This window comes from Sphingobacterium thalpophilum, assembly GCF_901482695.1.
GTDB classification, from domain to species: domain Bacteria; phylum Bacteroidota; class Bacteroidia; order Sphingobacteriales; family Sphingobacteriaceae; genus Sphingobacterium; species Sphingobacterium thalpophilum.
In genome coordinates this window covers 5,213,978-5,239,539 of record NZ_LR590484.1, presented here as the reverse complement: position 1 = coordinate 5,239,539, position 25,562 = coordinate 5,213,978, and the positions used below count along the sequence as shown (strand labels likewise).

The window sequence follows — 25,562 nt, the reverse complement described above, 5'->3', positions numbered from 1 at the left end:
CCGAAAGCGACGCGCCAATAGCTCAGCTGGATAGAGCATCGGTTTTCTAAACCGACGGTCTCAGGTTCGAATCCTGATTGGCGTACGGAAAGGCCCTCATAGTAAAAGAGGGCCTTTTTTAATGCAACAATGATCCCTGGAAATTATCGCTATAAATCCTCCCACCACCTATTTTTAGTGGCTCCATAACCCAAAGTAGACACTTTCACCCTCTGATTTCGCATCGTATAAGCTGATTTTTCGTATCTTTAATACAATTGCTGCAACGACAGCCGTAACCGGCCGGATACAGCTATTTAACGCGCCAACGTCAGGCGATATTCGACATCATACCGAAGATATAACAATGGATGAGGATTTTAAAAAACAAGTATACGAAGTGGCCCGCCTTATACCCAAAGGGCGTGTCTCAACTTACGGCGCGATTGCTAAAGCACTGGGTTATCCCAACCATTCCCGGCATGTCGGTAAAGCCATGGGCGGATGTCCCAAGGATGTGCCTGCACATCGGGTGGTGTCCAGCGGCGGGTTGCTGTCGGTACCTGAATTTCAATCAAAGCTTGAAGCCGAAGGCATTACTGTGAAGGGATCGAGAATCAAGGATTTCAAGAGGATCTTTTGGAACCCAATGGAAGAACTAATCGATGAATAATATGAAATATTGTGCTTTTCTTCGTGGAGTGAACGTCAAAGGAACAAATATGAAGATGGTGGATGTATGTCAGGTATTCAGAAATGCGGGCGTGGAAGATGTCAGCGCCGTACTTGCGTCCGGTAATATCGTTTTTTCAGCTGATCAGCAGGCGGATGAACTGAAAAGCATGCTGGAGAAGGCGATGAGCCTCCATTTCTCTTATGAAGCTTATCTATTTGTCAGATCACAAGAGGAAACTGCAGCGTTTTGGGATCAAATTCCTTTCGAAAAGCATTCCGGATACCATATTTATGCTTTTATAGGTGCTCCGGGAGTGGAGGAGACGCTTATGGAGGAGTTTGACCGCGCCAGTAAAGCCGATGGTGAGAGGGGCACGATTGTCAATAATACATTTTACTGGCGGGTGCCTAAAGGAAATACGCTGGATTCAACTTTTGGAAAAGTACTGGGAAAGAGAAATCTAAAAGATAAGTTTACCAGCAGAAATGTCAATACATTCGAAAAAATATTAAAAAAGATGAGTTAGGGCTATCCGGTTTGGATAGCCCTGTTCCTTCTGCATACTTTTATGTCTTGCGCCTCGTTTTCTAATCGACATTCGGAGAATAGTCTGAACAGCCGAGGATGCCCGTTTATCAATCCTTGCTTAATTCCGCGGACTGTGCCCATATATTGATGTGACCATCTTTGGCATAGAGATCTATCTCCCGCAGCTCTGCTTCGGTAAAAGAAAGGTTTTTGAGCGACCCCACACAGTCAATGACCTGCTGTGGTCTGGAGGCACCGATCAGGGCCGAGGTAACTTGTTGCTTTCGCAATACCCATGCAATGGCCATTTGAGCCAAAGACTGCCCACGGCGCTCTGCAATAGCATGCAGCGCCTGTATATTCTTTCGGTTCTCCTCGTTTAAAAATCTCGTCTGTAGTGATTTGGACTGGGAGGCGCGACTGTCGTGAGGAATGTCTTTTAGATACTTGTCTGTGAGCATTCCTTGCGCTAATGGAGAGAAAACGATTGAACCGAGGCCGAGCTCATCCAGATTGTCCAAAAGCCCGTCGGATTCAACCCAGCGATTGAGCATGGAATAACTCGGCTGATGAATGATAAAGGGTGTGCCTAGTGATTTTAGAATCGCATAGGCTTCTCGGGTGCGTTGCGAATTATAGGAGGAAATACCAACATACAAAGCTTTGCCGCTTCGCACTAGCTGGTCAAGTGCCATCATCGTTTCTTCCAGAGGGGTATTGGGATCGAAACGATGCGAATAAAAAATATCCACATAATCCAGCCCCAGACGTTTCAGAGACTGGTCACAGCTGGAGATTAGGTATTTTCGGCTGCCCCATTCTCCATAGGGGCCATCCCACATATGGTAGCCTGCCTTGGTGGATATGATGAGTTCGTCGCGCAGGCCCGCAAACTGTTGTTTCAATATTTGTCCGAAAGCTTTTTCAGCACTTCCGGGAGGCGGGCCGTAATTGTTAGCCAGATCAAAATGGGTGATCCCCAGATCAAAAGCAGTGGTGCAGATGTCAACTTTGGTCTGATGGGGCTTGTCATCGCCAAAGTTGTGCCAGAGTCCCAAAGAAATGGCGGGCAGCTGCAGCCCAGACTGACCACAGCGCTTGTAAATCATCTTCTGGTAGCGTTCAGGTTGAGGAATATACTGCATAAAATGTCATTTTGTGTTATCCAAACTTAGACAAATTGATTTTTATATGCAATTTAATCGATACAAACTGTGCATTTTATCCCTTGCGTGGGTGGAGGTTGGTCTTAGGGACGGACCGTCATTGTTGCGGCAGCATTGTGACTATCGGAAATTAATGTATTTTTATAACAACTTTTTGAAAACACAGATTTATGCGCATGAAAAAGATCTTATTTATAGCTGGGCTTTTGATGATATGGACAACTTACAGTTATTGTCAGACAAAGCGCCTATTGTTCAGTACTGATTTTGGAAATTTTAAGGTGCTGCTATATGATTTTAACCCTAAACACCGCGATCTGATACTTCGGTCAATCAGAGATAGTGTTTATCAGGGGGCTTTGTTCAATCGCATTATCAACAATTTTGTGGTTCAGGGCGGCGAGCATGATATCGACATTGAGAAAAGGGAAGCTGCGGATCCGCAGCAGCTGAAACCTCGGTTGTCGGCCGAATTCGACCCGCGGGCATTCCACAAATTAGGAGCGTTGGGGGCAGGCCGTGACAACAATCCGGACAAGGCGTCTTTTTTGAACCAGATCTACTTTGTGGTGGGTAAGAAGATCACTGAAGCAGAGCTGGACAGCCTGGAAATCAAAAAAGGAATGAAATACACTTCGGCGCAACGAAAAGAGTACCTCGAGCACGGGGGGCAGCCAAGGCTCGATCATGACTTTACCGTTTTTGGTGAAATCTATCAGGGACTCGACGTAATCATGAATATAAGTCGCGTAAAAACCGATAAGCAGGATTTTCCGCTCAGTAAAGTTCCTTTCCGTGTCACCGAGATCACCGAATAATTGCTTAATACCTTTTCTCTTTTCTTATCGGCGGTGCTGTTCAAATTCTTCTCTCAGCCGTTGATACCGTTCTCGCCACTCTGGCGGCAGATTTCCGTGAATGTCTTTCAGGTTCCTCAGCTGGAAAGCGAAAACGCAGGCGGCAAAACCAGCTGTGCTGATCGCCATTCCTGTCCAAATCACCAGAGAGAATCCCGCAAATACAGGATTCCAGAGCAATACAAAACTGAAAATAATAGCCAATACGGCAAACAATGTAATCCAACCCCAGGATCTACTGCCATAATGTTTAAGGTCAAATGAAAAGGACAGTAGCTGGATGGACTTAAACAGCGCATAGAAACCTACCATAAACGCCATTGTCCCTGCGGACAGTAAAGGATTCAGAAAAAGCAGCAGGCCGACAAGTGTATAAAGTATACCTCCGGTAAGATACCATCCCCAGGCATCCACCTCATCTCTATTTTGGACTGCAAAAATGATCTCTAAGATTCCGGAAATCATAAATGACCAAGAAAATAGATAGGCGAGAGTAAGAAAAGAAACCACCGGTGTCGTTATGGTGTAAAAACCCAGAACGATGAAAAGTATGCCGACGATTAGCGGTATATACCAGTGTTTAATGGATGACCTGACCGTTTTGAAAAATGAATTTGCCATAATCTGTGTTAAAATATGTGTAAAAAAGCCCCATTAATTACTCAATGAGGCTTTACATATATAAAACTGATTAAAATTAGGCAACAGGAACGGATTAAATCTTTCCGGTTTCTTTCAGAAGTTTATAATATGCATACACAATATTGATTTCAGCATTTGTATATTTTAGTTCTGCCTCGAGCTTCGAATTTGATGCGTCCATTATGTCAACTATCAAGGCTAGCTGGTTCAAATACTTTTTCTCAATAATGCGGTAATTCTCGTCGGCAAGCGCTTTGTTATAGGCCAGAGTCTTGCGCTGTGAGCATGCCTCATTGTACTTAATGTATGCACTATTAACAGCTATGGTGGTCTTTTGTTTCAGGGCGTTTTTATATTTTTCGTTTTTCTCAATTTCCAGGTCATTTAATTTCAGTTTCTTGTTTGTCGTGTATAAGGACGCAATGTTATAATTGAGTGAGATTCCTGCATTCCGGGTGTTCATGTATTTATCTATTACGGGCATGACGTTGGTGATGGGTTTCACCAGTTCATTTCCGGCGAACAAGCTGATGGCAGGAGCTTTTTCGGACTTGGTGATGTCTTTTTCTGTTTGGAGCAGTTCGGTTTCTTTTGCGGCAAGCTGGAGAGTTGGATTTGATGCATAGGCATCTTGCTGCAGTGCTGTCAGATCCTGGGCCCGGAAATTTTGATGCAGGATCGTGGTGTCGGGTACTATCAGGGTGCCGACGGGCATGCCTAATGCTACGTCCAGCTCGTCGCTGAGTACTTTGATGTTGTTCTGAATGGTCTCGCTGGCTAGCTCCAGTTCCGAAATTTGCAGTTGATTCCGAATGATGTCGTTTTTGGTGATCATCCCTTGTTTGTAGAGTTTTTCGGTGAGATCAAGTCGTTTGCGGGCCAGTTCAATGTTTTGCCAGTAGACCTGTTTCTGATTATAGAGTTTAAATAAATCGAGATAATAGCCCAGCACTAATATTTTGACATTTTGTTGTTCGTTTTTATGATTCAGAGCAGCGAGTTCTTCGCCTAAGCCGGAGACTTTGATGGAATTTTTGACCAGCCCGCCTTTCCAGATCAGTTCTTTTGCTTCCAGCGCATAGCTGTTGCCAAAATGGGGTAGCGGAACCCGTTCCGAACCAGACAAGTTTTTGTCGATCAGCGCGGCATCACCCAAATAAAATGCGCTGGCTGAGGCCGTGACTTCGGGCAATTTTTTCTGTTTTGCAATCGCTGTATTCTGTCTGGCTATCGCTACGCTGGCTTCGGATACAGCGAGGCTGGGATGGTTATGCACAGCAAGGTCAAATAGGGTTTGTATATTCATCATCTGTACAGGTATGCTGTCCTGTCCATAAGTGGTATTATTGAACAGTGAGATGAGACAGACGATCAGGTATAAACCTGTTTTTCTTATGCTTGATATAATTTGCATGATGATTTCCTAATTCTTATATATGTCCTACAAAGGTAGGGCTCGAAATGCGCTTAGGAAATGTTTGATTTATGCTTTATGATGTTCAATTGGTAACAGTCGTAGACTGCCGCTCCCGAAAAAGACTCGGCGTGACGCCCACATGTTTTTTAAAAAACTTGCTGAATGCGTACTGGTCAGAAAAATGAAATTCCTGAGCCAGCTGATTGATAGTTTTATTGGACACAATCAGTTGGGCACGTGCTTCCGTAATCAGCCAGTTACTCAGAATATCGGAAGGTGAATCGTTGGTTATTTCCTTGACACTGACTGAAAGGTATTTAATCGATATATTGAGGGCCGTTGCATAGAAAGCCAGGTCTCTGTGGACCTTGTAATGATCGGCGACGAGCTGTAAAAACTGAACCGTAATTTCCTCTTTTCTTTTACTGCGCACAGTTCCGGAGCTTTCTCCGGTATCGTAAATGACGGCAGCCAATAAATAAATGATCGCCATAAAGATATTGGTATTTGCCCTCGCGAAGAAATCTCTTTGCTGTTCAACTAAGCGTTTGCAGTTTACGTGCAAGGTGCTTGTTAATGTCCATATCGTTTCAAAGTCACCAGCCGCGGGGGAGAAAGGAACGGCGTTGTTGATGTTGATCAAGCGATATGCGTCGTACTTGCTGACGGACAATCGAATTCGGCTGGAAAAATTTTTATCATAGTTGAGTATTTTAAAGCTTGCATCATCACTGATTTTCAGAAAGCTGTAGTATTTGCCATAACCGATAAAGAATATATTACCTGCGTGCAGGTGCACCGTACTGCCATTGCAGTTTACCATCGCGTGCCCGCTCCTTAGAAGGATGCATGCTGTTGTGAGCGGATGGTAATAATACTCTTCGTCTGCCAACGGGAGCTCGGACTGATCGATGATCTGTATGCTATTCATCATGGTGTTACAAGCAGAATCTGAACCCCGAAACTGGCCGGGGTTCAGGTTTGTTCTTTAAAAAGTCACTTTCTTTGGATCCGAACCCGAAAAGCCCATTGCAGGAAGTTTGCTAATCGTATCCAGATCTTCAGCACTGAGCTCGAAGCTGTCCATGTCCAGGTTTCGTTTGATGTTTTCGGGATTTGTCGATTTGGGCAGAGGGAGAATGCCTTGCGCCAACGCAAATTGAATACAGATTTGTCCCACGCTGGTATGCTTACTTGTTGCCAAAGCACTTAAAGTCTCGTCCTGCAGGATCCTTCCTGAACCGAGTGGTGACCAAGCCTGGACGAGAATATCGTGAGCTTTGCAAAGTTCAACCGTCTCTTCCTGAAGGTGGCCGGGATGGAATTCAATCTGGTTGACTGCCGGAATGACTTCTGCTGTTTCCAGCAGCTTTTCAAGATAGGGCTTCGGGAAATTGCTGACTCCGATTGCTTTGACTTTGCCTTGCTTATAGAGATGTTCCAGCGCCTTCCAGGTGTCTGCATTTATGGCTGCCCAGTCCTCAAATTGTGTTTCGTTGGCGGGCCAATGGATCAGATAAAGGTCCAGATAGTCGAGCCCTAAAGTGGCCAGTGACTTATCGAACGCGGCAAGAGTTTTATCGTATCCACGTTCTGTGTTCCAGAGCTTGGTCGTTATGAACAGATGGCTGCGGTCAATCCCGCTGTCTTTGATCGCCTTACCTACGCTGTTTTCATTACCATAAACGGCAGCCGTATCGATATGGGTATATCCCGCCGACAGCGCTTCTTTGACGGCTCGGTAGGCTTCGTCGCCCTCCGGAATCTGCCAGGTTCCAAATCCAATTGCCGGAATGTCAATTCCATTGTTCAGTTTGAAAGATTTCATGTGTTGTTCTCGTTTTAAGTGACTAAAATAGCGTTTAGTGCGCATAGTCCCGTCACTGAAATGTCAAGACGGCAATGACAATTTTATTGTCAAAAACGCTAGGATTTATGGAGGTTTATTGCATTTATTCTTATCTTTAGGCGAAATTTTGAGAATTTTAAAATTTTCAATGATTTCGGTTGCATATAAAATTAAACATATTTCTAATAGATTACTATGTCAAACAAAGCAAAAATTGTTTGGACAAAAACTGATGAAGCTCCATTACTGGCGACTTATTCGTTTTTGCCTATTGTTAAGGCGATTACAGCCACGGCTGATATCGATGTTGAATTAAGAGATATCTCTTTAGCGGGCCGTATCCTTGCTAACTTTCCAGAGTTTTTAAAAGAAGATCAAAAAGTTGCTGATGCATTGGCAGAGTTGGGACAGTTGGCGACAACTCCTGAGGCAAACATTATTAAATTACCTAATATCTCCGCTTCGATTCCCCAGTTGAAAGGTGCTATTGCCGAGTTGCAAAAAGCCGGTTATGCGGTTCCGAATTATCCGGATGAAGCTGGTACAGAAGAAGAAAAGTCAGTTAAAGCAAAATATGCAAAAGTACTAGGGTCAGCAGTAAATCCTGTTTTACGTGAAGGTAATTCAGACCGCCGTGCACCTAAAGCGGTAAAGAATTATGCAAAAGCAAACCCACACAAGATGGGCGCGTGGTCAAAAGATTCAAAAACAAAAGTGGCCTCCATGGCTTCTGGTGATTTCTATGGCTCCGAGCAATCTTTGACAGTTGAGCAGGCAGGTCAGTTCAAAATTGAGTTTGTTGATGCGCAGGGCTCGGTGACCGAATTAAAAGGCCTTTCGCCACTAAAAGCAGGTGAAGTCATCGACTCCTCAACACTAAGTCTGAAAGCACTTAAAGGTTTTGTGGCCGATACCATTGCAGAAGCTAAGGCAGCTGGTGTATTATTGTCCGCTCACCTGAAAGCTACAATGATGAAGGTGTCTGACCCGATCATCTTCGGTGCAGTGGTGGAGACCTATTTTGCGGATGTGTTTGCAAAGTACGGTGATTTATTTAAGGAACTCGGGATCAATAAAAATAACGGTCTGGGCGAAGTGTACACCAAAATTGCAGGTCATGCACAGGAATCGGAAGTAAAAGCGGCTATCGACGCTGCTATCCAGGCAGGTCCTGATCTGGCAATGGTCAATTCGGATAAGGGCATTACCAACCTGCATGTTCCTTCGGACGTCATTATCGATGCTTCTATGCCAGCGATGATCCGTATTGGTGGCAAAATGTGGAATAAAGATGGCCAGGAAGCGGATACTATTGCGATGGTTCCGGACCGCTGTTATGCAGGGGTATATGAGGCGACCATTGAAGACTGCAAGGCACATGGTGCTTTGGATCCGAAGACCATGGGTTCGGTTCCAAATGTGGGTCTTATGGCACAGAAAGCCGAGGAGTATGGTTCTCATGATAAAACTTTCCAAGCAGCCGGCGATGGCGTAATCCGTGTCGTGGATGCCGAAGGCAATGTACTGATGGAGCAGAAAGTGGAAGAAGGAGATATTTTCCGGATGTGTCAGACCAAGGATGCACCTATCCAGGACTGGGTAAAACTTGCGGTAAACCGCGCACGGCTGTCAAATACTCCAGCGGTATTCTGGTTGGATAAAAACCGTGCGCACGATAGAGAGATTATCAAGAAAGTTGAAAAATACCTGCCAGATTTCGATACAACGGGCTTGGATATCCGGATCTTGTCGCCGGTGGAAGCAACCAAATTCTCATTGGAACGCATCCGTAGGGGTGAAGATACCATCTCCGTGACGGGTAACGTCTTACGTGATTATCTAACAGATTTATTCCCAATTCTGGAAGTAGGCACTTCTGCGAAGATGCTGTCTATTGTTCCTTTGATGAACGGCGGTGGTCTGTTCGAAACCGGTGCAGGTGGTTCGGCACCGAAGCACGTTGAACAGTTTGTACAGGAGGGCTATTTACGCTGGGATTCATTGGGCGAGTTCTTGGCACTGGGAGCCTCTTTGGAGCATTTATCCCAAACGCAAAACAATCCCAAAGCGTTGGTGCTGGCAGAAACGTTGGATGAAGCTACGGAGAAATTCCTGGCTAACGACAAATCACCTGCACGTCGTGTAGGTCAGATCGACAATCGTGGATCTCATTTCTACCTGACGTTATATTGGACACAAGCTCTGGCTGCACAGACAAAAGATGCGGATTTGGCGGACAGATTCGCCACTGTGGCCAAAGAATTGACCGACAACGAGGCGAAGATCAATGAAGAGCTGATCGGCGCACAAGGTCATGCGCAGAATATCGGGGGGTACTATTTCCCTAATGATGATTTAGCAGCTAAAGCTATGCGCCCTTCTGCCACATTAAACGATGTAATCGGCCGTATTTAATCCCTTTGGTCAGCAATAATAATAAAGGCCCGGTAGTTTGCCGGGCCTTTATTATTTTATGTATGAACTGAATGTGTTATTTGCATCTATAAAAGTTATTTTAACGGGTACTTGACGCCTTCGAATGTCATTTTGATGGGAATGATATGTCCTTGTGCGTCAAATTTCATTTCTTCTATACAGGTGACCCGCTCGTTGGCGCCGTCTTTGCCCAATGGTCTGCGATGGTAGACAATGAAATATTTGTCCTTGTTTGGTACTTTTATGACTGAATGATGTCCCGCACCCACGGCAACGGCAGGATCCCGTTCGAGAATAGTCCCGATACGCTCAAATGGCCCAAAAGGAGAGTCGGCAATTGCGTACGCCACTTTGTAATCCGGGCCTGTCCAGCCACCTTCGGACCACATAAAATAGTATTTGCCGTTCTTCATAAACATAAATGGGCCTTCGACATAATCCTTGGGGGTCACCTCCTTGTAGTAGCTGCCATCATCGAAAGGAAGAAGACCCGTAAAATCTGGTTTGAGTTTGACTACGTTGCAATGTTTCCAGCCGCCGTAATACATATAAAATGAACCATCTTTATCTTTGAATACAAATTGGTCTATCGGTTGAGCCCCATTGATGATGCTGTTGATGAGCGGTTTGCCCAACAGGTCGGTGTAGGGGCCTTCCGGTTTATCGGATACGGCTACGCCGATGCCTCCGATTTCTCCCTCATGTACATCGTTGGCACTGAAGAACAGATAGTATTTTCCTTTATTTTCCAGTACGGCAGGGGCCCACATCGCTTTTTTTGCCCAAGTGACGCGACTGTTGTCCAGCACGCGCGGATGTTTGGTCCAGGTGGCCAGGTCGGGAGAGGAAAATGCATCGAAAAATAGCTGCTGTTCATAGGGAGCAGAATAGGTTGGGAAGATCCAATACGTATCGTTGTATATGATACCTTCCGGATCGGCGTAGTTACCTGTAATAACCGGATTTTTCTGCGCCGAGAGCGCAGTCGCTATAAATAATGTGGTTGCTGTGAAAATTGTTCTGATCATTGCTTTGATTTAAAATGATTAAGATAATCAAAAAGACGAATGTGCAACCGCTAAAAATTTATCATTTATGTGCCGATTTGTCTCATGATTTTCAAATGTTAAAATTATGTTAAAATCAGGTAAAGGTTTCGATTCTTTCCGATTTATTTCACATATTTGTGTATGTCATTTCCAAAATGGCATAAATACTTTTCATAAAATAGGTTAATAATATGGCTAAGATACCCGGAGTTCCCCAAACTTCGGGTGTTTTTTTATCCGCGCTCCAGACCAAATATCATCACCAGTTTTCCGTCCAGGTATAAGTTTAAGGTTTGTTCGGCAATGTCGAATTGGATCTGTCTTTGTTCGACAACCGCAAAAAAGTCGTTTTCAATGCTAGCGCCGCTGCATGCCCGCATTGTGCTGGCAAGATGCGAAAAGCTAATCCTATCGCCCATAATGGTAAAATCTCCCCAAAATTTATTACAGCCTGTGCTGCCCGCAACGGTGCCGTTTTTTGCGTCAAATCCGATGCTTGCTCTGCTTGATGAGACATCTTTGCCGTTTAACTGCAGTAGATTCCATTTAAATCGTGCTAAAAAAGAAGCAACACTAGGGAGTGCGGTGACGCGTTTTTTGGATATGATGTCGAGCAATTCATACTGTGTACTGTCTGCATTTTTTGCTTTCGTTTGCTTCACTTTAATTGTATATGTATAGCCCTCCTCATAATCGAAACCCAAGATAGGTGCGGTGATATAATCCCAGCGTTCTTTTTTCGCTGATTTTACTTGCAGACACTTCAGCCTGCCAAGCACCTGTCCGTTAACATAGGTGTCGCCGACTTGCCAGATGACAGTGTCCTGCACTCCAATGAAATTGTCGGATTTAGGCCTATGATCAAAGCGCCGGCTCTCAATATCAAAATTTTCCCAGTTGTTGCTGTTATAACATTTCCCCCGGTAAGCTGGTGTGACCGCGTACGCTGTCCCGACTTTTATTCTAAACGAGTTACTCAGCGCCAACAGCTTGTCCGACGACAGAAAAAACAGTAGTAAAGGAAGGTAAAACGAACGCAACTTCTTCATATGAGGAATTAAATATTAATAAAAACGTATCTTTAAACATGAATATTGCACACATGATAGTAAGCTTTCTGCTTGTACTTTATCTATCGAACTTGCATTTATTTGCTCAAAATAACAAGGAATATTTTAAATCGCAAATGCCGCAGGGTGAATTGACCGCCCCAGAGCTCAGGGAAGTGTCGGGGATTATCCCAGCTCACACGAAAGGCATGTTTTGGGTACACAATGACAGTGGCGATGGCCCAAATGTTTATCTGCTGGATGCTCAGGCCAAATTGGTCAAAACATTTACCCTAGCAGGAACGGAAGTGGTCGACTGTGAGGATATTGACCGGGTGACTATTGGTGGTAAATCTCATTTAGTACTGGCCGATATTGGAAATAATTTGCAGAAAAGAACATGGATTACCTTATATATATTTCCTGAACCCTCTTTAAAGGACTCAGCCCTGATCCCCAGATCCAGCATAAGAACCGTGCATGTTAAGTTTCCGGGGCGAAAACGTCTGGATGCGGAAGCTATCATGGTTGACCCCACAGACAATATGCTGTATGTGGTATCAAAACGTGAGTTTCGCTCCACTGTATATAGCGCTCCGGTCTTCAAAAATCCCCGGCTGCACTATTATACCCTCGATAAAATTGTGGAACTTCCGTTTACTTTCGCGACAGCAGCAGCGATTGACCCTAAGGGCAGAGAAATGCTGATTAAAAATATTACCCATATTTTTTATTGGAAAAGAAATCCGAAAATCCCATGGTCGGCAGCGTTACGGGAGGCTCCTATACAGATTCCTTATGTCGTAGAGCCGCAAGGCGAGGCGATAGCTTTCGATAATCAGGGTAACGGATTTTATACAATTAGTGAACGTCCATTTGGCTTAAAGTCTTATCTTTACTACTTTGAGAAAATTCAATAAACGATAAAGCAGCGTGTCGGCTACGATTTTACAAGGACTGCACCATTGCGCTGTATTGTTCAAGTGAATATAAAACCTAACATATAATATGATGATTTTTAGACAATTTCTATGTATTTCCATTGCCTTGATGAGCTTTATCCAAGTAAGCAGAGCGGCAAAAGTTGACACCTTATCCATCCTCAGCCCAAGTATGGGAAAAACAATCAAGACAGTTGTTATTCTGCCCGATGGTTATTCAGAGCACGAGAAGTATCCGGTACTTTACTTATTGCACGGCTATTCGGGTAATTATAGCAACTGGGTGAAAAACTCTCCCGTGTCCTCCTTGGCTGATCAGTATGGTTATATGGTGATCTGTCCAGATGGCGGTTTTGGAAGCTGGTATTGGGATATTGCGAATGATAAAAGCTATCAATATGAGACGTTTGTGTCCAAGGAGCTGATCAGTTACGTCGATCAGCATTATTCGACGGTCAGGGACCGCAAAGGACGCGCCATCACGGGACTTAGTATGGGGGGGCATGGCGCGCTCTCTCTGGCGATCAAGCATCAGGACCTCTATGGTGCTGCCGGGAGCACCGCTGGGGGTGTCGATTTCAGACCCTTCCCCCTGAATTGGGAAATTAAGGACCGTATAGGGAATTATGCCGACGACCCGCAGGCATGGGACAACCGCGTGGTCATCAACATGGTGCCCAAGCTGATCAACAACAAACTTCGTCTGATCATCGACTGTGGAACTGATGATTTTTTCTATCCCGTGAATATGGCGCTGCACGATAAGTTGACCTATCACAACATCAACCATACTTTTGTTACAAGTGAGGGCGGACACAACTGGGCTTATTGGGCACGCTCTATAGTTTATCAAATGGCTTTTTTCAAAGGTTTTTTTGAGGAGACCGAAAAAAATCAGCAGAAAAAATAGATAAATATTTGGCGTAAATGAATAAATTGCTATTTTTGTTTATAGAAGATCTTGACTAACAAATTATAAACTTATCATAGAGCCTTACAAATTGTAAGGCTTTTTTATTATTTTCAACAAAATTTTTGATTTCAATCGCTATGCTTAAACCTATAAAGGTTGTTTTTTGCTTTTCTTCTATTGTCTTTGGTCTACAGCATACCTATGCTCAGCAACCTAAATCTGTTTCCGGCTTTGTCAGAGATAGCATCAGTGGTGAGAATATCATTGGTGCGCTAATCCGGAATGACAACGAAAAAAAATCCACAGCTTCGAACAAATATGGTTTCTTTAGTCTGTCCCTTCGCGGCGAGCAAGCTTTTTTGGAGGTCACCTCCATCGGTTACCGGGCCAAGCTGGTTCCTGTCGAGCTGAGCAAAGACTCAACCTATATTATTCAGCTGGTACCTGAGGAAAATCAGCTTGCCGAGGTTGTCGTCACTGGAAACAGGAGAAAATCAATCAAAGACCTGACGCCAGGACTTACGCAGTTTAGCCCAAAAGAGATTGAGAAGGTTCCTGTACTGTTTGGAGAAAAGGATATTCTCAAGACGATACAGCTATTTCCGGGTGTCACCAGCGGCGGCGAGGGAAGCAGCAACTTCTATGTACGTGGCGGGGGCGGAGATCAAAATCTTATCCTGCTAGACGAAGCTCCGGTATATAATAGCTCGCATTTATTCGGTTTTTTTTCAACCTTTAATTCGGATGCGATCAAAGATGTCAATTTTTACAAAGGCGGAGTTCCCGCCCAATATGGGGGCAAGATCTCCTCGGTTATGGAGATAACTACACTGGACGGAAACAATCAGCATTACAATGTGGAAGGTGGACTGGGGCTCATCGCGTCGAGACTCAAAGTAGAAGGACCCATTCAGAAGGGAAAAAGCTCTTTTATGATCTCCGGTAGGCGTACTTACGCTGATTTGTTCCTGAAGCTTTCAAATGATGAAAACATCAAAAAAAGTGCGCTGTTTTTCTACGATCTGAATGCTAAGGTCAACTATCGAATAAACGACAAAAATACGGTTTATCTTTCAGGGTATTTTGGCAAGGACGCTATGGCCTATCACGACCTCTTTGATTTCAATTGGGGGAATGCAACAGGAACCATGCGCTGGAACCACGTGTGGAGCAGCCGCTTGTTTAGTAATACAACTTTAATCTTCAGTAAGTTCAATTATCAGGTAAAGATAGAGGACGACAACAATTTCAAAATACGCTCGGATATCTTCAATTATAATTTTAAACAGGACTTTCAGTACAGCTTGTCAGATCGCCACAATGTAAAGTTTGGTGTACAGGCTGCGTTACAAGAAATACGTCCAGCGAGCATCGAGGCAGGTGAAGATTCCAAGGTCAATTCCCTCAAAATACAGCATAGAAAAGGAGCGGATCTGGCTGTTTATATGGCGGACGACTGGTCGATAAATGAGAAGCTTAAAGTAAACTACGGTGTGCGGGCAACTGCCTATGCGACTTTGGGGCCGGGAATATTCTATCGCTATGATGCGATGGGGGAGGCTGTAGACTCCACGTATGTCAAAGCTGGAGAGTTGGGGAAAAAATACCTGTATTTAGAACCGCGCATTGCACTCAACTACGCCTTAAACGAGTCGACCACAGTCAAGGCGTCTTTTAATCAGAATGTTCAATATCTGCACCAATTAAGCAACACCACAAGCAGCCTGCCGACAGACCAATATGTGTTGAGCAACAATACCATCAAGCCGCAGCTATCGACACAGTATTCTCTGGGCTATTTTCGGAACTTTATGTCCAATCGCTATGAATTTTCCGTCGAAAGCTATTACAGGGACTTAAAGAACCAAATCGATTATAGAAATGGAGCTGATCTGCAGGCTAACGAACTGTTGGACGGCGAATTGCTTTTTGGCAAGGGGAGAGCTTATGGTATCGAATGGTTTATTAAAAAGCGGCAGGGACGTCTAAATGGCTGGATCAGCTATACACTTTCAAAAAGCGAGAGGCGGTTTGATCAGATCAATGGCGGTGAATGGTTTAACGCCCGGCAGGATAAAACGCATAACATTGCCATCGTGGCACAATATCAGCTGAACCCAAAATGGAATCTGAGCGCCAACTTTGTTTATTATACCGGCGATGCTGTGACAATGCCTGCCGGTAAATATTTTGTCGATGACAGAACAATCTTTTATTATGATAAACGCAATGGTCAGCGGATGCCAGCCTACCATCGTTTGGACCTTGCGGCGACTTATGATATCCGACGTACAAAAAACAGGTATTCGAGTTTATCCTTTGGATTGTATAACGCCTATAACCGAAAAAATGCCTATCTGATCGATTTTCGGGAAAAAGAAGGACAGTCGAATGTAACTGAAATCTATAGAATAGCTCTATTTGGTGCAATCCCTTCGATTACTTGGAATTTTAAATTTTAAAGCTACATGAAAAAGATATTAGGACTGCTCGCATGCGCCATGATTACATTGTTAGGCTGTGAAGATAAAATTGATCTGGATCTGCCCGAAAACACCGGACAGCTGGTAATCACCGCCGACCTGATGGTTTCGGACCAGCAGCACCAAATCAGTATTCAGAAAGTGGTCAGCTTAAAGGAGTCGATGCTGACGCCAATCACAGATGCGGAGGTGATTGTCAGAAATATGCAGAACAATCGCACTTATGCCTTTTCGCCGGGACCTGATGGAGTGTATACCAACAAAACCCTGCGGCTGCAGGAAAAAATAAAATACCAGCTTTACGTGCGTACAGCAGATGGCCGGGAAATAGAAGGTACTTCAACCGTTCCTTCCTATATTGATATCGATTCCATCGGTCTTTCGGAGCGCGTGATATTTACAGATACGATCTATTATCCGACATTGGTGTTTAATGACCCGCCCGAAAATGGCAACTACTATAAGTACAAAATGTCTGTGAATGGTGGTGATCTACGATTTATTGATGTATTCAGCGATAAATACAACAACGGGCTGGAGGTACAGCACGATATCATTGATCGTGACCGTGACCTCAAGATCGGAGATCATGTCCGGATCTTGCGCCAGTGCATCGATATAGGTGCCTATAACTACTGGAATAGTTTCCAGATGATCAACCCCGGAGCTGCGTCGCCTGCGAATCCCATCTCCAATTTATCCAACAATGCCTTGGGTTATTTTAGTGTGAGCACAGGCAAATACTACGAATCTGAGATTGTCCTGACACGGAGTAGGCCATAGGCGATCAGTCCAGTCTGGCAAGCTGATAGCCCCTAGACAGTATAAATTCGATGGTTCTGGGCAGTGCATATTCTACGCGTGGGATGGCCTTTAAATTGTCATGGAAGATAATCACAGAGCCATTCTGGATGTTGGGCAGTACATTTTGAAGGCATTTCTCAGGACTCAGTGTTTGGTCAAAATCGCCGGACATGATATCCCACATGATCACCCGGTGGCTTTTGTAGAGGCTTCGTAGCTGTGATTTTGTCGCTTTTGCATATGGAGGGCGGAACAGATCTGTCTGGGTGAGCTGCTGGCATTGTGCCACATTTTCAAGATAGACTTCGTCCGTCGTGTCCCAGCCTTTGAGGTGATTATAGGTGTGGTTGCCTACCTGATGCCCTTCTTGTAAAATTCGTTGGAACAAATGTGGATTTTTTTTAATATTTTCACCAACACAAAAAAATGTTGCCTTGACCTGATATTTTTTTAGGATATCGAGTATAAAAGGTGTAATTTCAGGAATTGGACCATCGTCAAAAGTGAGATAGACTTTTTTTTCCGTGCGAGACATATGCCAGATCGATTTTGGGTATAGCCAGCGTAGGAAGAACGGGGATTTGACAAAATACATAACCGATAAATGAAGTTCAAATCTATAAAAATTGTATGGTTCTACATATGAACATGAAAAGATTTTATTATTCTGCAGTACTATTTACTGGCTTTTTTCTTGCAGCACACACGGAAACCCGGGCGCAGCAGGTGGTCAGCGTTGCTGATGCCATACAGATGACACTGGAGCGTAACGTACAGATCAAACAGGCCGAACTTAGCAAGGACATCGCCGCCCAGGACCTGTTTCAGGCCAAGTCCAATTTATATCCGAGTCTGGAGGCTGGAGTGACCCAACGGTTCAACTATGGTTTCTTTTTTGACCAGGTTGCCGGACAGCCAATCAGTGGAAACCAATGGACAAATTCCGCCGGTGGCGCTATCAGTTCAAATGTCAATTTGTTTAAAGGATTTCGTCAGATCAATCAAATCAAGGCAAACAAGACGCAGCTTGAATCCTCTGCAACTCAGGTCGACAAGATTAAAAATGATCTGATACTGAATGTACTTGTAACATATCTGGAAGCCATCACAAACTATGAGATGTACACGGCCAGCGGGGACCAATTAAAGCTTTCCCAGCAACAGTATAAACTAGATTCGATACAGTTTGCCGTAGGAAATAAGACTGTCGCAGATATCGCTAAGTCCAAAAATCAGGTGGCTTCGGATGAGTTTAACAGGGTCAATCTTCGAAATTCGTATGAGCTCTCGTTATTGACGCTGAAACAGTTGATGGAAATGCCACCTCAAACCGACATTTCATTGGTTAAACCCAGTGTTGATTTTTCGATGCTGACTCCAGGAACGTCTTCTGCCATTGAAGTGTATGATATGGCCTTACGCAATCAGCCTGATATTAAGAAAGCTGCACTCGACAAAGAAGCGGCGGCGCGGCAGATCGACATTGCAAAGGGCGGATTTTATCCTTCTCTGGACCTGGGGGTGAGTTATGGAACTAATTTTTCATCCGAGCGCAAGGATTATCTGACTGGGGAAAAGCTCCCATTTGTGGATCAGCTCGGTCAAAACAAGGCCTTCGGGACTACCTTGAGCTTGAGTGTCCCCATATTTACCAACAACCAAAATAAAGTCAACCTGGCAAAAGCCAAGATCGGCCTTAAACAGGCCGAAGCTGCCGAACAGCTGGCAAAAAACAATCTAAATAAAGCCGTTAACCAGGCTGTTCTGGATGTTACGGCTGCCAAACAAAAATTTGTTTCTGCAACGACGGCTTTTGAGAGCGCCGAAACTGCTTATAAGGCAACTAAAGAGCGTTATGACATCGGTATGGCCAATTCACTGGAATTATTTACAGCACAGACTGAACGGAATAAAGCTGAATTTGACCTGATTCAGGCAAAATATAATGTGATATTTAAATCCAAGATCATTGACTATTACTTGGGAAATCCAATTCAATTTGATAACAATTAACCTATTTGATTAACAAAAGCAATGGCAAAGAAAAAACGTAGTGTAATAAAGATTATATTCATCACTTTAGCCCTCCTGGCAATAGTTGTTTTTATAGGCTTTAAAGCCGGCTGGTTTGGAAATGGGGAGGTTACCAAAGTCGCCGTGGATGTTGTGAAAGAAATGGAAGTTGACGAACTGGTATCAGCCAGTGGAAAAATACAACCTGAAATAGAGGTAAAATTAAGTTCGGAAGTCTCAGGAGAGGTCGTTGAGTTGACTATCAAGGAAGGCGATTTTGTAAAGAAAGGACAGGTGCTCTGCCGCATCAAACCGGATATCTTACAGTCAGGTTATGACCGCTCGGTAGCGGCGCTCAACTCACAGCGAGCCAATCTTGCTGCAGCACAGCAACAGCTGAAGCAACAGGAGGAAAACTTCAAGAATATCGAAGCGACATTTAAGCGCAATCAGGAACTCTTTCAGAAAAGAGTAATATCGGCTGCCGAAATGGATAAGAGTTCGTCGGAATATTACTCGACCTTGGCTGCAATCCAGGCGCAGAGAGAAACTGTCCGGTCGACCAGATATGGTATCGAACAATCGCAGGCCTCCGTCAAAGAAGCACAGGACAACCTCAATAGGACAACAATATATGCACCTACCGATGGTATTATTTCTCTCCTGTCCATTGAGCAAGGGGAACGTGTGGTCGGAACGGCACAGATGGCAGGTACCGAAATTATGCGGATAGCCAACATGTCTTCAATGGAGGTAAATGTGGATGTCAATGAAAATGATATCAACAATGTGAGGGTTGGTAATCAGGCAGAAATAGAGGTTGATGCTTTCCAGGACCGGAAATTCAAAGGCGTGGTAACGGAGATTGCAAGTTCATCAAAAAATATTGCGACAACAACAGCTGCAACTTCGTCTACGGATCAAGTGACAAATTTTAATGTGAAAGTACGCATCAGTCCGGAGTCGTATCAGGATCTGATGAAGGAAAACATCGCTTCGCCTTTTAAGCCCGGACTGTCGGCAACGGTGCAGATTTTTACCAAACACGATAAAGGCATGGTCGTGCCAATTCAGTCGGTTACTGTCCGTTCGGATGACAAGGATTCCACCACTGTCAATAAGAAAATTCAAGAATTTGTGTTTGTTCTGAAAGGCGATACGGTCAAACAGACACTTGTAAAAACCGGCATTCAGGACGACAAGAATATTATTGTCCTTTCAGGACTCAAGAAAGGGGATGAGGTCGTCTCTAGACCGTTTGACGCCATATCCAAAACGCTAAAAAATGGTAGTAAAGTTCAAAAAGTCGATAAGTCAGTACTTTAATAGCGTTGTGCACAGAAATAATATACAAATAACAAGGGTGTTTTTTTTAACACCCTTTTTTATTTTCTTTTTAATTTATTAAATTTAAGCGACCCAATTATTGACAGCTTATGAGCAGGCTATGGCGTTATTTCAAATTTAATAAAACAGAACAAAATGGTTTCTTCGTCATTTTGGTGATTATCATCGTGTCTACGGTAGTCTACTCGCTGTTGACAAGGCGGGATTCGGCAGATCCTATTCCGCATGAGGTCAAAGTTTTTGAGCAATCCTTTCACGATTCGCTGGATATTCCAGATTATCCAAATAAGAAATATGTTTCCGATACTGATGCTGGGGATAACGCACGACAGATTGCAGAGAAGTTAGCAGCAACGAAGCCTGCTCAGCCGCTTCTGTTTTATTTTGATCCCAATAATTTATCTCTGGCGGACTGGCGCAAACTTGGACTTTCGGACAAACAGATCGCTGTCATTAAAAATTATGAACGGAAAGGAGGACGGTTTAAAAACAAAGACGATCTAAAAAAAATCTATTCGATCAATGAGCAGCTGTATGAGCGTCTCGAACCTTATATTCGAATAAAGCCCTCGAGCGACGCAGCGGCCAAAGTGCAAAACACCCCCATGTTATATGATAAGTTTGAAACAAATGGGGCGGAGCTGATCGATATCAACAACTGCGATACAACGGGGCTGATGAGCCTTAAAGGAATCGGTAGCATACTTTCAAAGCGTATTTTGAAATATAGGGAGGTCCTCGGCGGATTTTACAGAATTGAACAGCTCAAAGAAGTATATGGGGTTACTGCTGAGACCTATGACATGATCAAAGACAATGTCGTCGTGTCCAGTTTAGAAAGAATCAAAAAAATCAATATTAACGAGATTGATGCGCATTCATTGGCCAAACATCCGTATCTTAGCCCAAAGGATGCGAAATTAATTGTCAATTATCGACTCCAGCACGGTAGCTACACAAATATAGAGGATCTAGCAAAAATAGGTACTCTTTCTGATCTCGCTATTGCTAAAATCGCTCCGTATTTAATATTTGAGAATGATTCAAGATAAATTGAAACTGGAAATCCGGGATATAGTGGATTTTCCAAAACCGGGTATCATATTCAAGGATATTACACCCTTATTGAAAGATGCCGAACGTTGCAACGAGATGATCGAGACGATTATTGATCAGCTACAGGGCATTGAAATAGACGCTATTGCAGGAATTGAGAGCCGCGGATTTCTTTTTGGCTTTCTTTTGGCAAACAGAATGGGATTGCCTTTTATTCCTATCCGCAAACAAGGTAAGTTGCCCTATAAGACAATTGCCGAATCCTATGCCTTGGAGTACGGCCAAGCAACGATAGAAATTCACGAAGATGCCTTCGAGTCGGGGAGCAGGATACTGATCCATGATGATCTCCTGGCTACTGGAGGGACTGTAGTCGCCGCCAGTAAACTTGTGGAGAAATTAGGTGGCACCGTCGCTGCATATAGCTTTATTATCTCTTTGGATTTTCTAAAAGCAAAGGGAAGATTGTCACGGTTTAGTGAACATGTTTTTTCTTTGGTGAGTTATTAAGTTTTTAAATGAAATAGTGCAACAGAAGGTATGATCATATCCGCAAATGCAAAGATAAATATCGGACTGCAGGTCGTGGCTAGGCGTGCTGATGGCTATCATGAGCTAAATAGTGTGTTCTATCCTCTGCACATCTATGATATCATCGAACTAACGGAAAGTACGGAAAACGAAACCGTTCTTCACATACAGGGGCAGCATATACCCGGAGATCCAAGTGACAATCTGTGTATCAAGGCGTATCATTTGCTGAAAAAAGAATATGAAATGCCGGCCGTATCGATTGACATGATCAAGCAAATTCCTATAGGAGCGGGATTAGGCGGGGGATCGGCTGACGCTTCCTTCGTGCTGAAAGGCCTAAATACCTTGTTTAACCTACATCTGACCAATGCGCAACTGGAAGAATATGCCGCGAAGCTTGGGGCAGACTGTCCGTTTTTTATCGAAAATACACCTGTCTATGCGACTGGGATCGGAACCAGTTTCAAACGAATATCACTCGACCTGTCTGCTTATTTTATAGCGGTAGTGATGCCAGATATACATATTTCGACAGCTGAAGCGTACGCTTCCGTAGTACCCCGAGCTGCCACCGTCAATCTGGAAACTGCCATACGTCTGCCGGTTCAGGAATGGAAATTCCATATCCGGAATGATTTTGAGGATGGAATTTTTGAAACTTATCCTGTGCTGAAAGAAATAAAAGAAGCACTATATCAAAAAGGCGCTGTCTATGCGTCCATGACCGGCTCGGGGGCGGCTATTTATGGCATATTCTGGGAAAAAATAGATCTAACTGAATTTGAAAAGTACGGCAGGATCTTCTATCCTTCGCTGATATAGGTCAAACTCATACAAATTGCAATAGCCTTATCCGTCCATGATCAGGCTATCGCGTTTTTTTGTCGTAACGTTCAATATTCTTCTTCGACCTTGTAATCGACCAGCTCGCGCGCTTCATTGAGTACGATTTCTTTTTTTTCTTTACTAAGTCCGAGGAAGTCTAGTTTGTTGGGTTCCCCAACAATATCTTTAACCAAAATGACCTGGTTTTTTAATAACTGCTGCTCTTCGAGGTCTGACAAGGTTGTCAGACATGTAACAGGATAAAGAACAGCCTTGTCAACCCTTCTTTTGATACTGCTCTCCTTAGGGTAATCCCACGAAAGCAAATTGATCTTATAATATTCAGCAAAATTGATCGAATCAAGCGTAAAGTATGCGTTGGTAATAAGCCAGCCTTCTTGAAACTGTAACCGCTTGCCGAAAAATGGATAGTCGATGCCACTGATGTCTTTGAACCTTGACAGGTAATACATAGGTGTCGTCACCGAGATCTTTGCATCGATATCATTTCTGAATTTGCATTCAGCTGTGACTAGTTTACCATTTTTATAGGCTACCACATCCAATTCATGGCTGACGGCATGCCCCTGTACCGTCTGGCCTGTGGTACTTTCGTAACCAGCCTCCCGTAGGAGATGGGCTATATATTTTTCAAAATAAAATCCTTCAGGTCCCAATTCCCGTAGCGCTTTTTTTAAACTATAACGAGCAGCATAGGAGGTGCGTACGGTCTTTAAGGTATCAAAAGCCAGCTGATAGAGCTCCCGCGTGGAAATACCGTCATATAATTTATTGATAACGCGCTCGTAGACCTGATTGACCTGATCGCTGTTGGCGCCTGAGCGTGACAATGAGCCCCGTAGCGCATCGCCATTGAACGGAACTAACTCACCGGAATATTTCTTGACTTGCATGAGTATTTAAATTGATAAATACGAATATAAGAGATGTCATGAAAGAAACCGCATAAACAATATGCTAAATTAAACTTTTTTGGATCATAATTTGTTTAAATATGAAACAGGACTTAAATTCAGATTATTATGAGTAACCTTTTGACATTTGCATTCGACAAGATTAAATCGAAGATAGAAGACGATTGTATTGAAGAGAACATCGGTACCTCTGAGCGGGTACTGTCCGTCATTGCCGGCGGATTTATTTTAGGTATGGGAGTGAAAAAGTTATTTAAATCTCCACTGACCGGATTTTCGGGACTGACACTGGGCGGAGCATTGATTTACCGGGGAGTAACGGGACATTGCGATGTCAAGAAGGCGCTGGAAGGAAACGACGTAAAGAAAGTTGAAGTCATTGAACACCGCTATTTTGTGAAATAGGTAGTGTCATCTTCTATACATGTTGGGGCAATTTACCATACATAGCCGCGGCAGCCAAGATTGGCATTTGAAAAGCTTCATCCTATAAAAGGCCGAAAGTAAATTTATCGGCCTTTTATAGTATAAAAGCTTGACAGCCATTTATACATTAAAACGGAAGTGCATAATATCGCCATCCTGTACGATGTAGGTCTTTCCTTCTACAGCTAATTTTCCTGCTTCTTTTACAGCACTTTCCGAACCGAAATGAACGAAGTCGTCGTACTTGATTACTTCGGCACGGATAAATCCTTTTTCGAAATCAGTATGGATTACACCAGCAGCCTGCGGTGCTGTAAATCCTTTTTCAATGGTCCATGCCCGTACCTCCTGCACTCCGGCAGTAAAGTAAGTCGCCAGATTGAGTAACGAATAGGCCGCACGAATCAGTTTGTTGACACCGGATTCTTCCAGCCCCAGATCATCCAAAAACATTTTGCGTTCTTCGTAGCTTTCCAGTTGCGCAATTTCAGATTCGATCTGCGCAGAGATGACCAGTACTTCGGCTTTTTCATCTTTCACAGCCTCTTTAACTCGCTCAACATAGGCGTTCCCCGAATTTACCGAAGCTTCGTCCACGTTACAGACGTACAGTACCGGTTTGGCTGTTAATAGCGCCAGATCTTGAATAAATTCAAAATCTTCAGCTTCAATAGGTGCGGTTCGCGCCGATTTTCCCGCTTCTAAGTGCGCTTTGATGACCGATAAGATATCAAACGTTTTTTTAGCTTCTTTATCACCACCGGTTTTAGCCATCTTCTCGACTTTCTGGATACGTTTTACCACCGTGTCGAGATCTTTCAGCTGTAATTCGGTATCGATGATCTCTTTGTCACGGATAGGATCCACCGAACCGTCTACGTGGATAACGTTACCATCGTCGAAGCATCTCAGTACGTGGATAATGGCATTTGTTGTACGGATGTTTCCTAAAAACTGATTGCCTAAGCCTTCTCCTTTCGAAGCCCCTTTTACGAGCCCCGCAATATCGACTATTTCAATCGTATTGGGCACGATACGTTGTGGGTTAACTAATTCAGCTAATTTATTTAGACGGGCATCCGGTACGGTAATTACCCCAACATTTGGTTCGATTGTACAAAATGGAAAGTTTGCCGCCTGTGCTTTCGCATTCGACAGACAGTTAAATAATGTTGATTTACCTACGTTTGGTAAACCGACGATACCGCATTGTAAAGCCATATATAGTGCAAATTTTTGAAATTGCACAAAGATAGAAAATTCACTGTAATTTTTAACTATCTTGGACTATGCTTCGCTGGTACAAAATTGATCGAGCCTTGGATTTAAAAGACAAAGGCATTGTAGAGTACAAAACTGGGAGGAAAACCATCTGCCTCACCTGGTATGAAGAGCAGCTATATGCCTTTTCCAGAAAGTGTCCCCATGCTGGCGCACCGCTAAAAAATGGCTGGTGCGAAGACGGCAAAGTGATCTGTCCTTTTCATCGGCACGAGTTTGATCTTTTGTCAGGCAAAGGTAGCCCCGGACAGCACAATTTTATCCATATATACCCTGTGAAGCACGAGGCAAACGCATATTATATTGGGATAGAGACGAGTTTTTGGCAAAGCTTGTTCGGCTAAAAAGTAACTAAA

At 43.8% G+C, this 25,562-nt stretch carries 25 protein-coding genes and 1 tRNA gene; 16 read left to right on the top strand and 10 right to left on the bottom strand.

From position 1 onward, the window contains the following. Nucleotides 1-11 precede the first annotated feature (11 nt). The 3 genes from FGL37_RS22180 to FGL37_RS22170 all read left to right on the top strand — a co-directional run bounded on the left by FGL37_RS22180 (nt 12) and on the right by FGL37_RS22170 (nt 1,181). Nucleotides 12-85: transfer RNA gene (locus FGL37_RS22180), tRNA-Arg, on the top strand. 261 nt (nt 86-346) lie between these two features. After that, a complete protein-coding gene (locus tag FGL37_RS22175; RefSeq protein WP_028070205.1) occupies nt 347-652 on the top strand; it encodes an MGMT family protein in 306 nt (101 codons plus the stop codon). Between the two features lies 1 nt (nt 653). Further along, nucleotides 654-1,181, top strand: a complete 528-nt coding sequence (locus FGL37_RS22170; RefSeq protein WP_028070206.1) for a DUF1697 domain-containing protein — start codon at nt 654-656, stop codon at nt 1,179-1,181. A gap of 109 nt (nt 1,182-1,290) precedes the next feature. Here the strand turns inward: FGL37_RS22170 and mgrA are convergent, their stop codons facing one another. Then, nucleotides 1,291-2,328: an L-glyceraldehyde 3-phosphate reductase gene (gene mgrA / locus FGL37_RS22165; protein WP_028070207.1), complete on the bottom strand. Its 1,038-nt coding sequence runs from the start codon at nt 2,326-2,328 to the stop codon at nt 1,291-1,293. A gap of 197 nt (nt 2,329-2,525) precedes the next feature. Here mgrA and FGL37_RS22160 point away from each other — a divergent pair, with 197 nt between their 5' ends. After that, a complete protein-coding gene (locus FGL37_RS22160; protein ID WP_232048760.1) occupies nt 2,526-3,167 on the top strand; it encodes a peptidylprolyl isomerase in 642 nt (213 codons plus the stop codon). Nucleotides 3,168-3,191: 24 nt separating this feature from the next. Here the strand turns inward: FGL37_RS22160 and FGL37_RS22155 are convergent, their stop codons facing one another. The 4 genes from FGL37_RS22155 to FGL37_RS22140 form a co-directional block, all read right to left on the bottom strand. Continuing rightward, the gene (locus tag FGL37_RS22155; protein ID WP_028070209.1) at nt 3,192-3,827 is read right to left on the bottom strand and encodes an HdeD family acid-resistance protein; all 636 of its coding nucleotides are present in this window, start codon (nt 3,825-3,827) and stop codon (nt 3,192-3,194) included. 94 nt (nt 3,828-3,921) lie between these two features. Then, nucleotides 3,922-5,262, bottom strand: a complete 1,341-nt coding sequence (locus FGL37_RS22150) for a TolC family protein (protein WP_051606943.1) — start codon at nt 5,260-5,262, stop codon at nt 3,922-3,924. An 85-nt stretch (nt 5,263-5,347) separates the two neighbouring features. Beyond that, nucleotides 5,348-6,199 (bottom strand): helix-turn-helix domain-containing protein, encoded by an 852-nt coding sequence (locus FGL37_RS22145; protein ID WP_051606945.1) that lies wholly within the window; start codon nt 6,197-6,199, stop codon nt 5,348-5,350. A gap of 54 nt (nt 6,200-6,253) precedes the next feature. Next, nucleotides 6,254-7,093 carry an aldo/keto reductase gene (locus FGL37_RS22140; RefSeq protein ID WP_028070212.1) on the bottom strand — a complete coding sequence of 280 codons (840 nt, stop codon included), beginning with the start codon at nt 7,091-7,093 and terminating at the stop codon, nt 6,254-6,256. 216 nt (nt 7,094-7,309) lie between these two features. Between FGL37_RS22140 and FGL37_RS22135 the strand changes: the two genes are divergently transcribed. Next, the gene (locus tag FGL37_RS22135) at nt 7,310-9,529 is read left to right on the top strand and encodes an NADP-dependent isocitrate dehydrogenase (protein WP_028070213.1); all 2,220 of its coding nucleotides are present in this window, start codon (nt 7,310-7,312) and stop codon (nt 9,527-9,529) included. A 95-nt stretch (nt 9,530-9,624) separates the two neighbouring features. Here the strand turns inward: FGL37_RS22135 and FGL37_RS22130 are convergent, their stop codons facing one another. Both FGL37_RS22130 and FGL37_RS22125 read right to left on the bottom strand, forming a co-directional pair. Continuing rightward, nucleotides 9,625-10,578, bottom strand: coding sequence for a glycoside hydrolase family 43 protein (locus FGL37_RS22130; RefSeq protein WP_028070214.1), 954 nt, complete (start codon nt 10,576-10,578; stop codon nt 9,625-9,627). Between the two features lie 254 nt (nt 10,579-10,832). Further along, nucleotides 10,833-11,648 carry an META domain-containing protein gene (locus FGL37_RS22125; RefSeq protein WP_028070215.1) on the bottom strand — a complete coding sequence of 272 codons (816 nt, stop codon included), beginning with the start codon at nt 11,646-11,648 and terminating at the stop codon, nt 10,833-10,835. Nucleotides 11,649-11,686: 38 nt separating this feature from the next. Between FGL37_RS22125 and FGL37_RS22120 the strand changes: the two genes are divergently transcribed. From FGL37_RS22120 to FGL37_RS22105, 4 genes are all read left to right on the top strand, one after another. Further along, nucleotides 11,687-12,568 carry a hypothetical protein gene (locus tag FGL37_RS22120; RefSeq protein ID WP_028070216.1) on the top strand — a complete coding sequence of 294 codons (882 nt, stop codon included), beginning with the start codon at nt 11,687-11,689 and terminating at the stop codon, nt 12,566-12,568. A gap of 88 nt (nt 12,569-12,656) precedes the next feature. Continuing rightward, entirely contained in the window at nt 12,657-13,499 is an 843-nt protein-coding gene (locus FGL37_RS22115; RefSeq protein WP_051606947.1) for an alpha/beta hydrolase, read from the top strand. A gap of 140 nt (nt 13,500-13,639) precedes the next feature. After that, complete coding sequence (locus FGL37_RS22110; protein ID WP_028070218.1) at nt 13,640-15,964, top strand: TonB-dependent receptor; 2,325 nt, start codon at nt 13,640-13,642, stop codon at nt 15,962-15,964. Between the two features lie 6 nt (nt 15,965-15,970). Further along, nucleotides 15,971-16,768 (top strand): DUF4249 domain-containing protein, encoded by a 798-nt coding sequence (locus tag FGL37_RS22105; protein WP_028070219.1) that lies wholly within the window; start codon nt 15,971-15,973, stop codon nt 16,766-16,768. A gap of 4 nt (nt 16,769-16,772) precedes the next feature. Here the strand turns inward: FGL37_RS22105 and FGL37_RS22100 are convergent, their stop codons facing one another. Then, entirely contained in the window at nt 16,773-17,324 is a 552-nt protein-coding gene (locus FGL37_RS22100) for a polysaccharide deacetylase family protein (RefSeq protein ID WP_317132248.1), read from the bottom strand. A 113-nt stretch (nt 17,325-17,437) separates the two neighbouring features. Here FGL37_RS22100 and FGL37_RS22095 point away from each other — a divergent pair, with 113 nt between their 5' ends. The 5 genes from FGL37_RS22095 (at nt 17,438) to ispE (ending at nt 22,561) form a co-directional block, all read left to right on the top strand. Beyond that, the gene (locus FGL37_RS22095; protein ID WP_051606949.1) at nt 17,438-18,802 is read left to right on the top strand and encodes a TolC family protein; all 1,365 of its coding nucleotides are present in this window, start codon (nt 17,438-17,440) and stop codon (nt 18,800-18,802) included. A gap of 21 nt (nt 18,803-18,823) precedes the next feature. Then, a complete protein-coding gene (locus FGL37_RS22090; RefSeq protein WP_028070221.1) occupies nt 18,824-20,128 on the top strand; it encodes an efflux RND transporter periplasmic adaptor subunit in 1,305 nt (434 codons plus the stop codon). Nucleotides 20,129-20,238: 110 nt separating this feature from the next. Then, on the top strand, nt 20,239-21,201 hold the full coding sequence (locus tag FGL37_RS22085) for a ComEA family DNA-binding protein (RefSeq protein WP_051606951.1): 963 nt from the start codon (nt 20,239-20,241) through the stop codon (nt 21,199-21,201). Continuing rightward, nucleotides 21,188-21,715, top strand: coding sequence for an adenine phosphoribosyltransferase (locus FGL37_RS22080; RefSeq protein ID WP_028070222.1), 528 nt, complete (start codon nt 21,188-21,190; stop codon nt 21,713-21,715). The genes FGL37_RS22085 and FGL37_RS22080 overlap by 14 nt, the downstream gene beginning before the upstream one ends. Nucleotides 21,716-21,745: 30 nt before the next feature. Next, nucleotides 21,746-22,561: a 4-(cytidine 5'-diphospho)-2-C-methyl-D-erythritol kinase gene (gene ispE, locus FGL37_RS22075; protein ID WP_028070223.1), complete on the top strand. Its 816-nt coding sequence runs from the start codon at nt 21,746-21,748 to the stop codon at nt 22,559-22,561. Nucleotides 22,562-22,632: 71 nt separating this feature from the next. Here ispE and FGL37_RS22070 read toward each other — a convergent pair whose 3' ends face one another. After that, nucleotides 22,633-23,478 (bottom strand): ATP cone domain-containing protein, encoded by an 846-nt coding sequence (locus FGL37_RS22070; RefSeq protein ID WP_028070224.1) that lies wholly within the window; start codon nt 23,476-23,478, stop codon nt 22,633-22,635. Nucleotides 23,479-23,607: 129 nt separating this feature from the next. Between FGL37_RS22070 and FGL37_RS22065 the strand changes: the two genes are divergently transcribed. After that, nucleotides 23,608-23,904 carry a YgaP family membrane protein gene (locus tag FGL37_RS22065; RefSeq protein ID WP_028070225.1) on the top strand — a complete coding sequence of 99 codons (297 nt, stop codon included), beginning with the start codon at nt 23,608-23,610 and terminating at the stop codon, nt 23,902-23,904. A gap of 141 nt (nt 23,905-24,045) precedes the next feature. Here the strand turns inward: FGL37_RS22065 and ychF are convergent, their stop codons facing one another. Next, the gene (gene ychF / locus FGL37_RS22060) at nt 24,046-25,146 is read right to left on the bottom strand and encodes a redox-regulated ATPase YchF (protein ID WP_028070226.1); all 1,101 of its coding nucleotides are present in this window, start codon (nt 25,144-25,146) and stop codon (nt 24,046-24,048) included. Nucleotides 25,147-25,214: 68 nt separating this feature from the next. Between ychF and FGL37_RS22055 the strand changes: the two genes are divergently transcribed. Beyond that, nucleotides 25,215-25,550 carry a Rieske (2Fe-2S) protein gene (locus tag FGL37_RS22055; protein ID WP_028070227.1) on the top strand — a complete coding sequence of 112 codons (336 nt, stop codon included), beginning with the start codon at nt 25,215-25,217 and terminating at the stop codon, nt 25,548-25,550. The last annotated feature ends 12 nt before the right edge of the window (nt 25,551-25,562 follow it).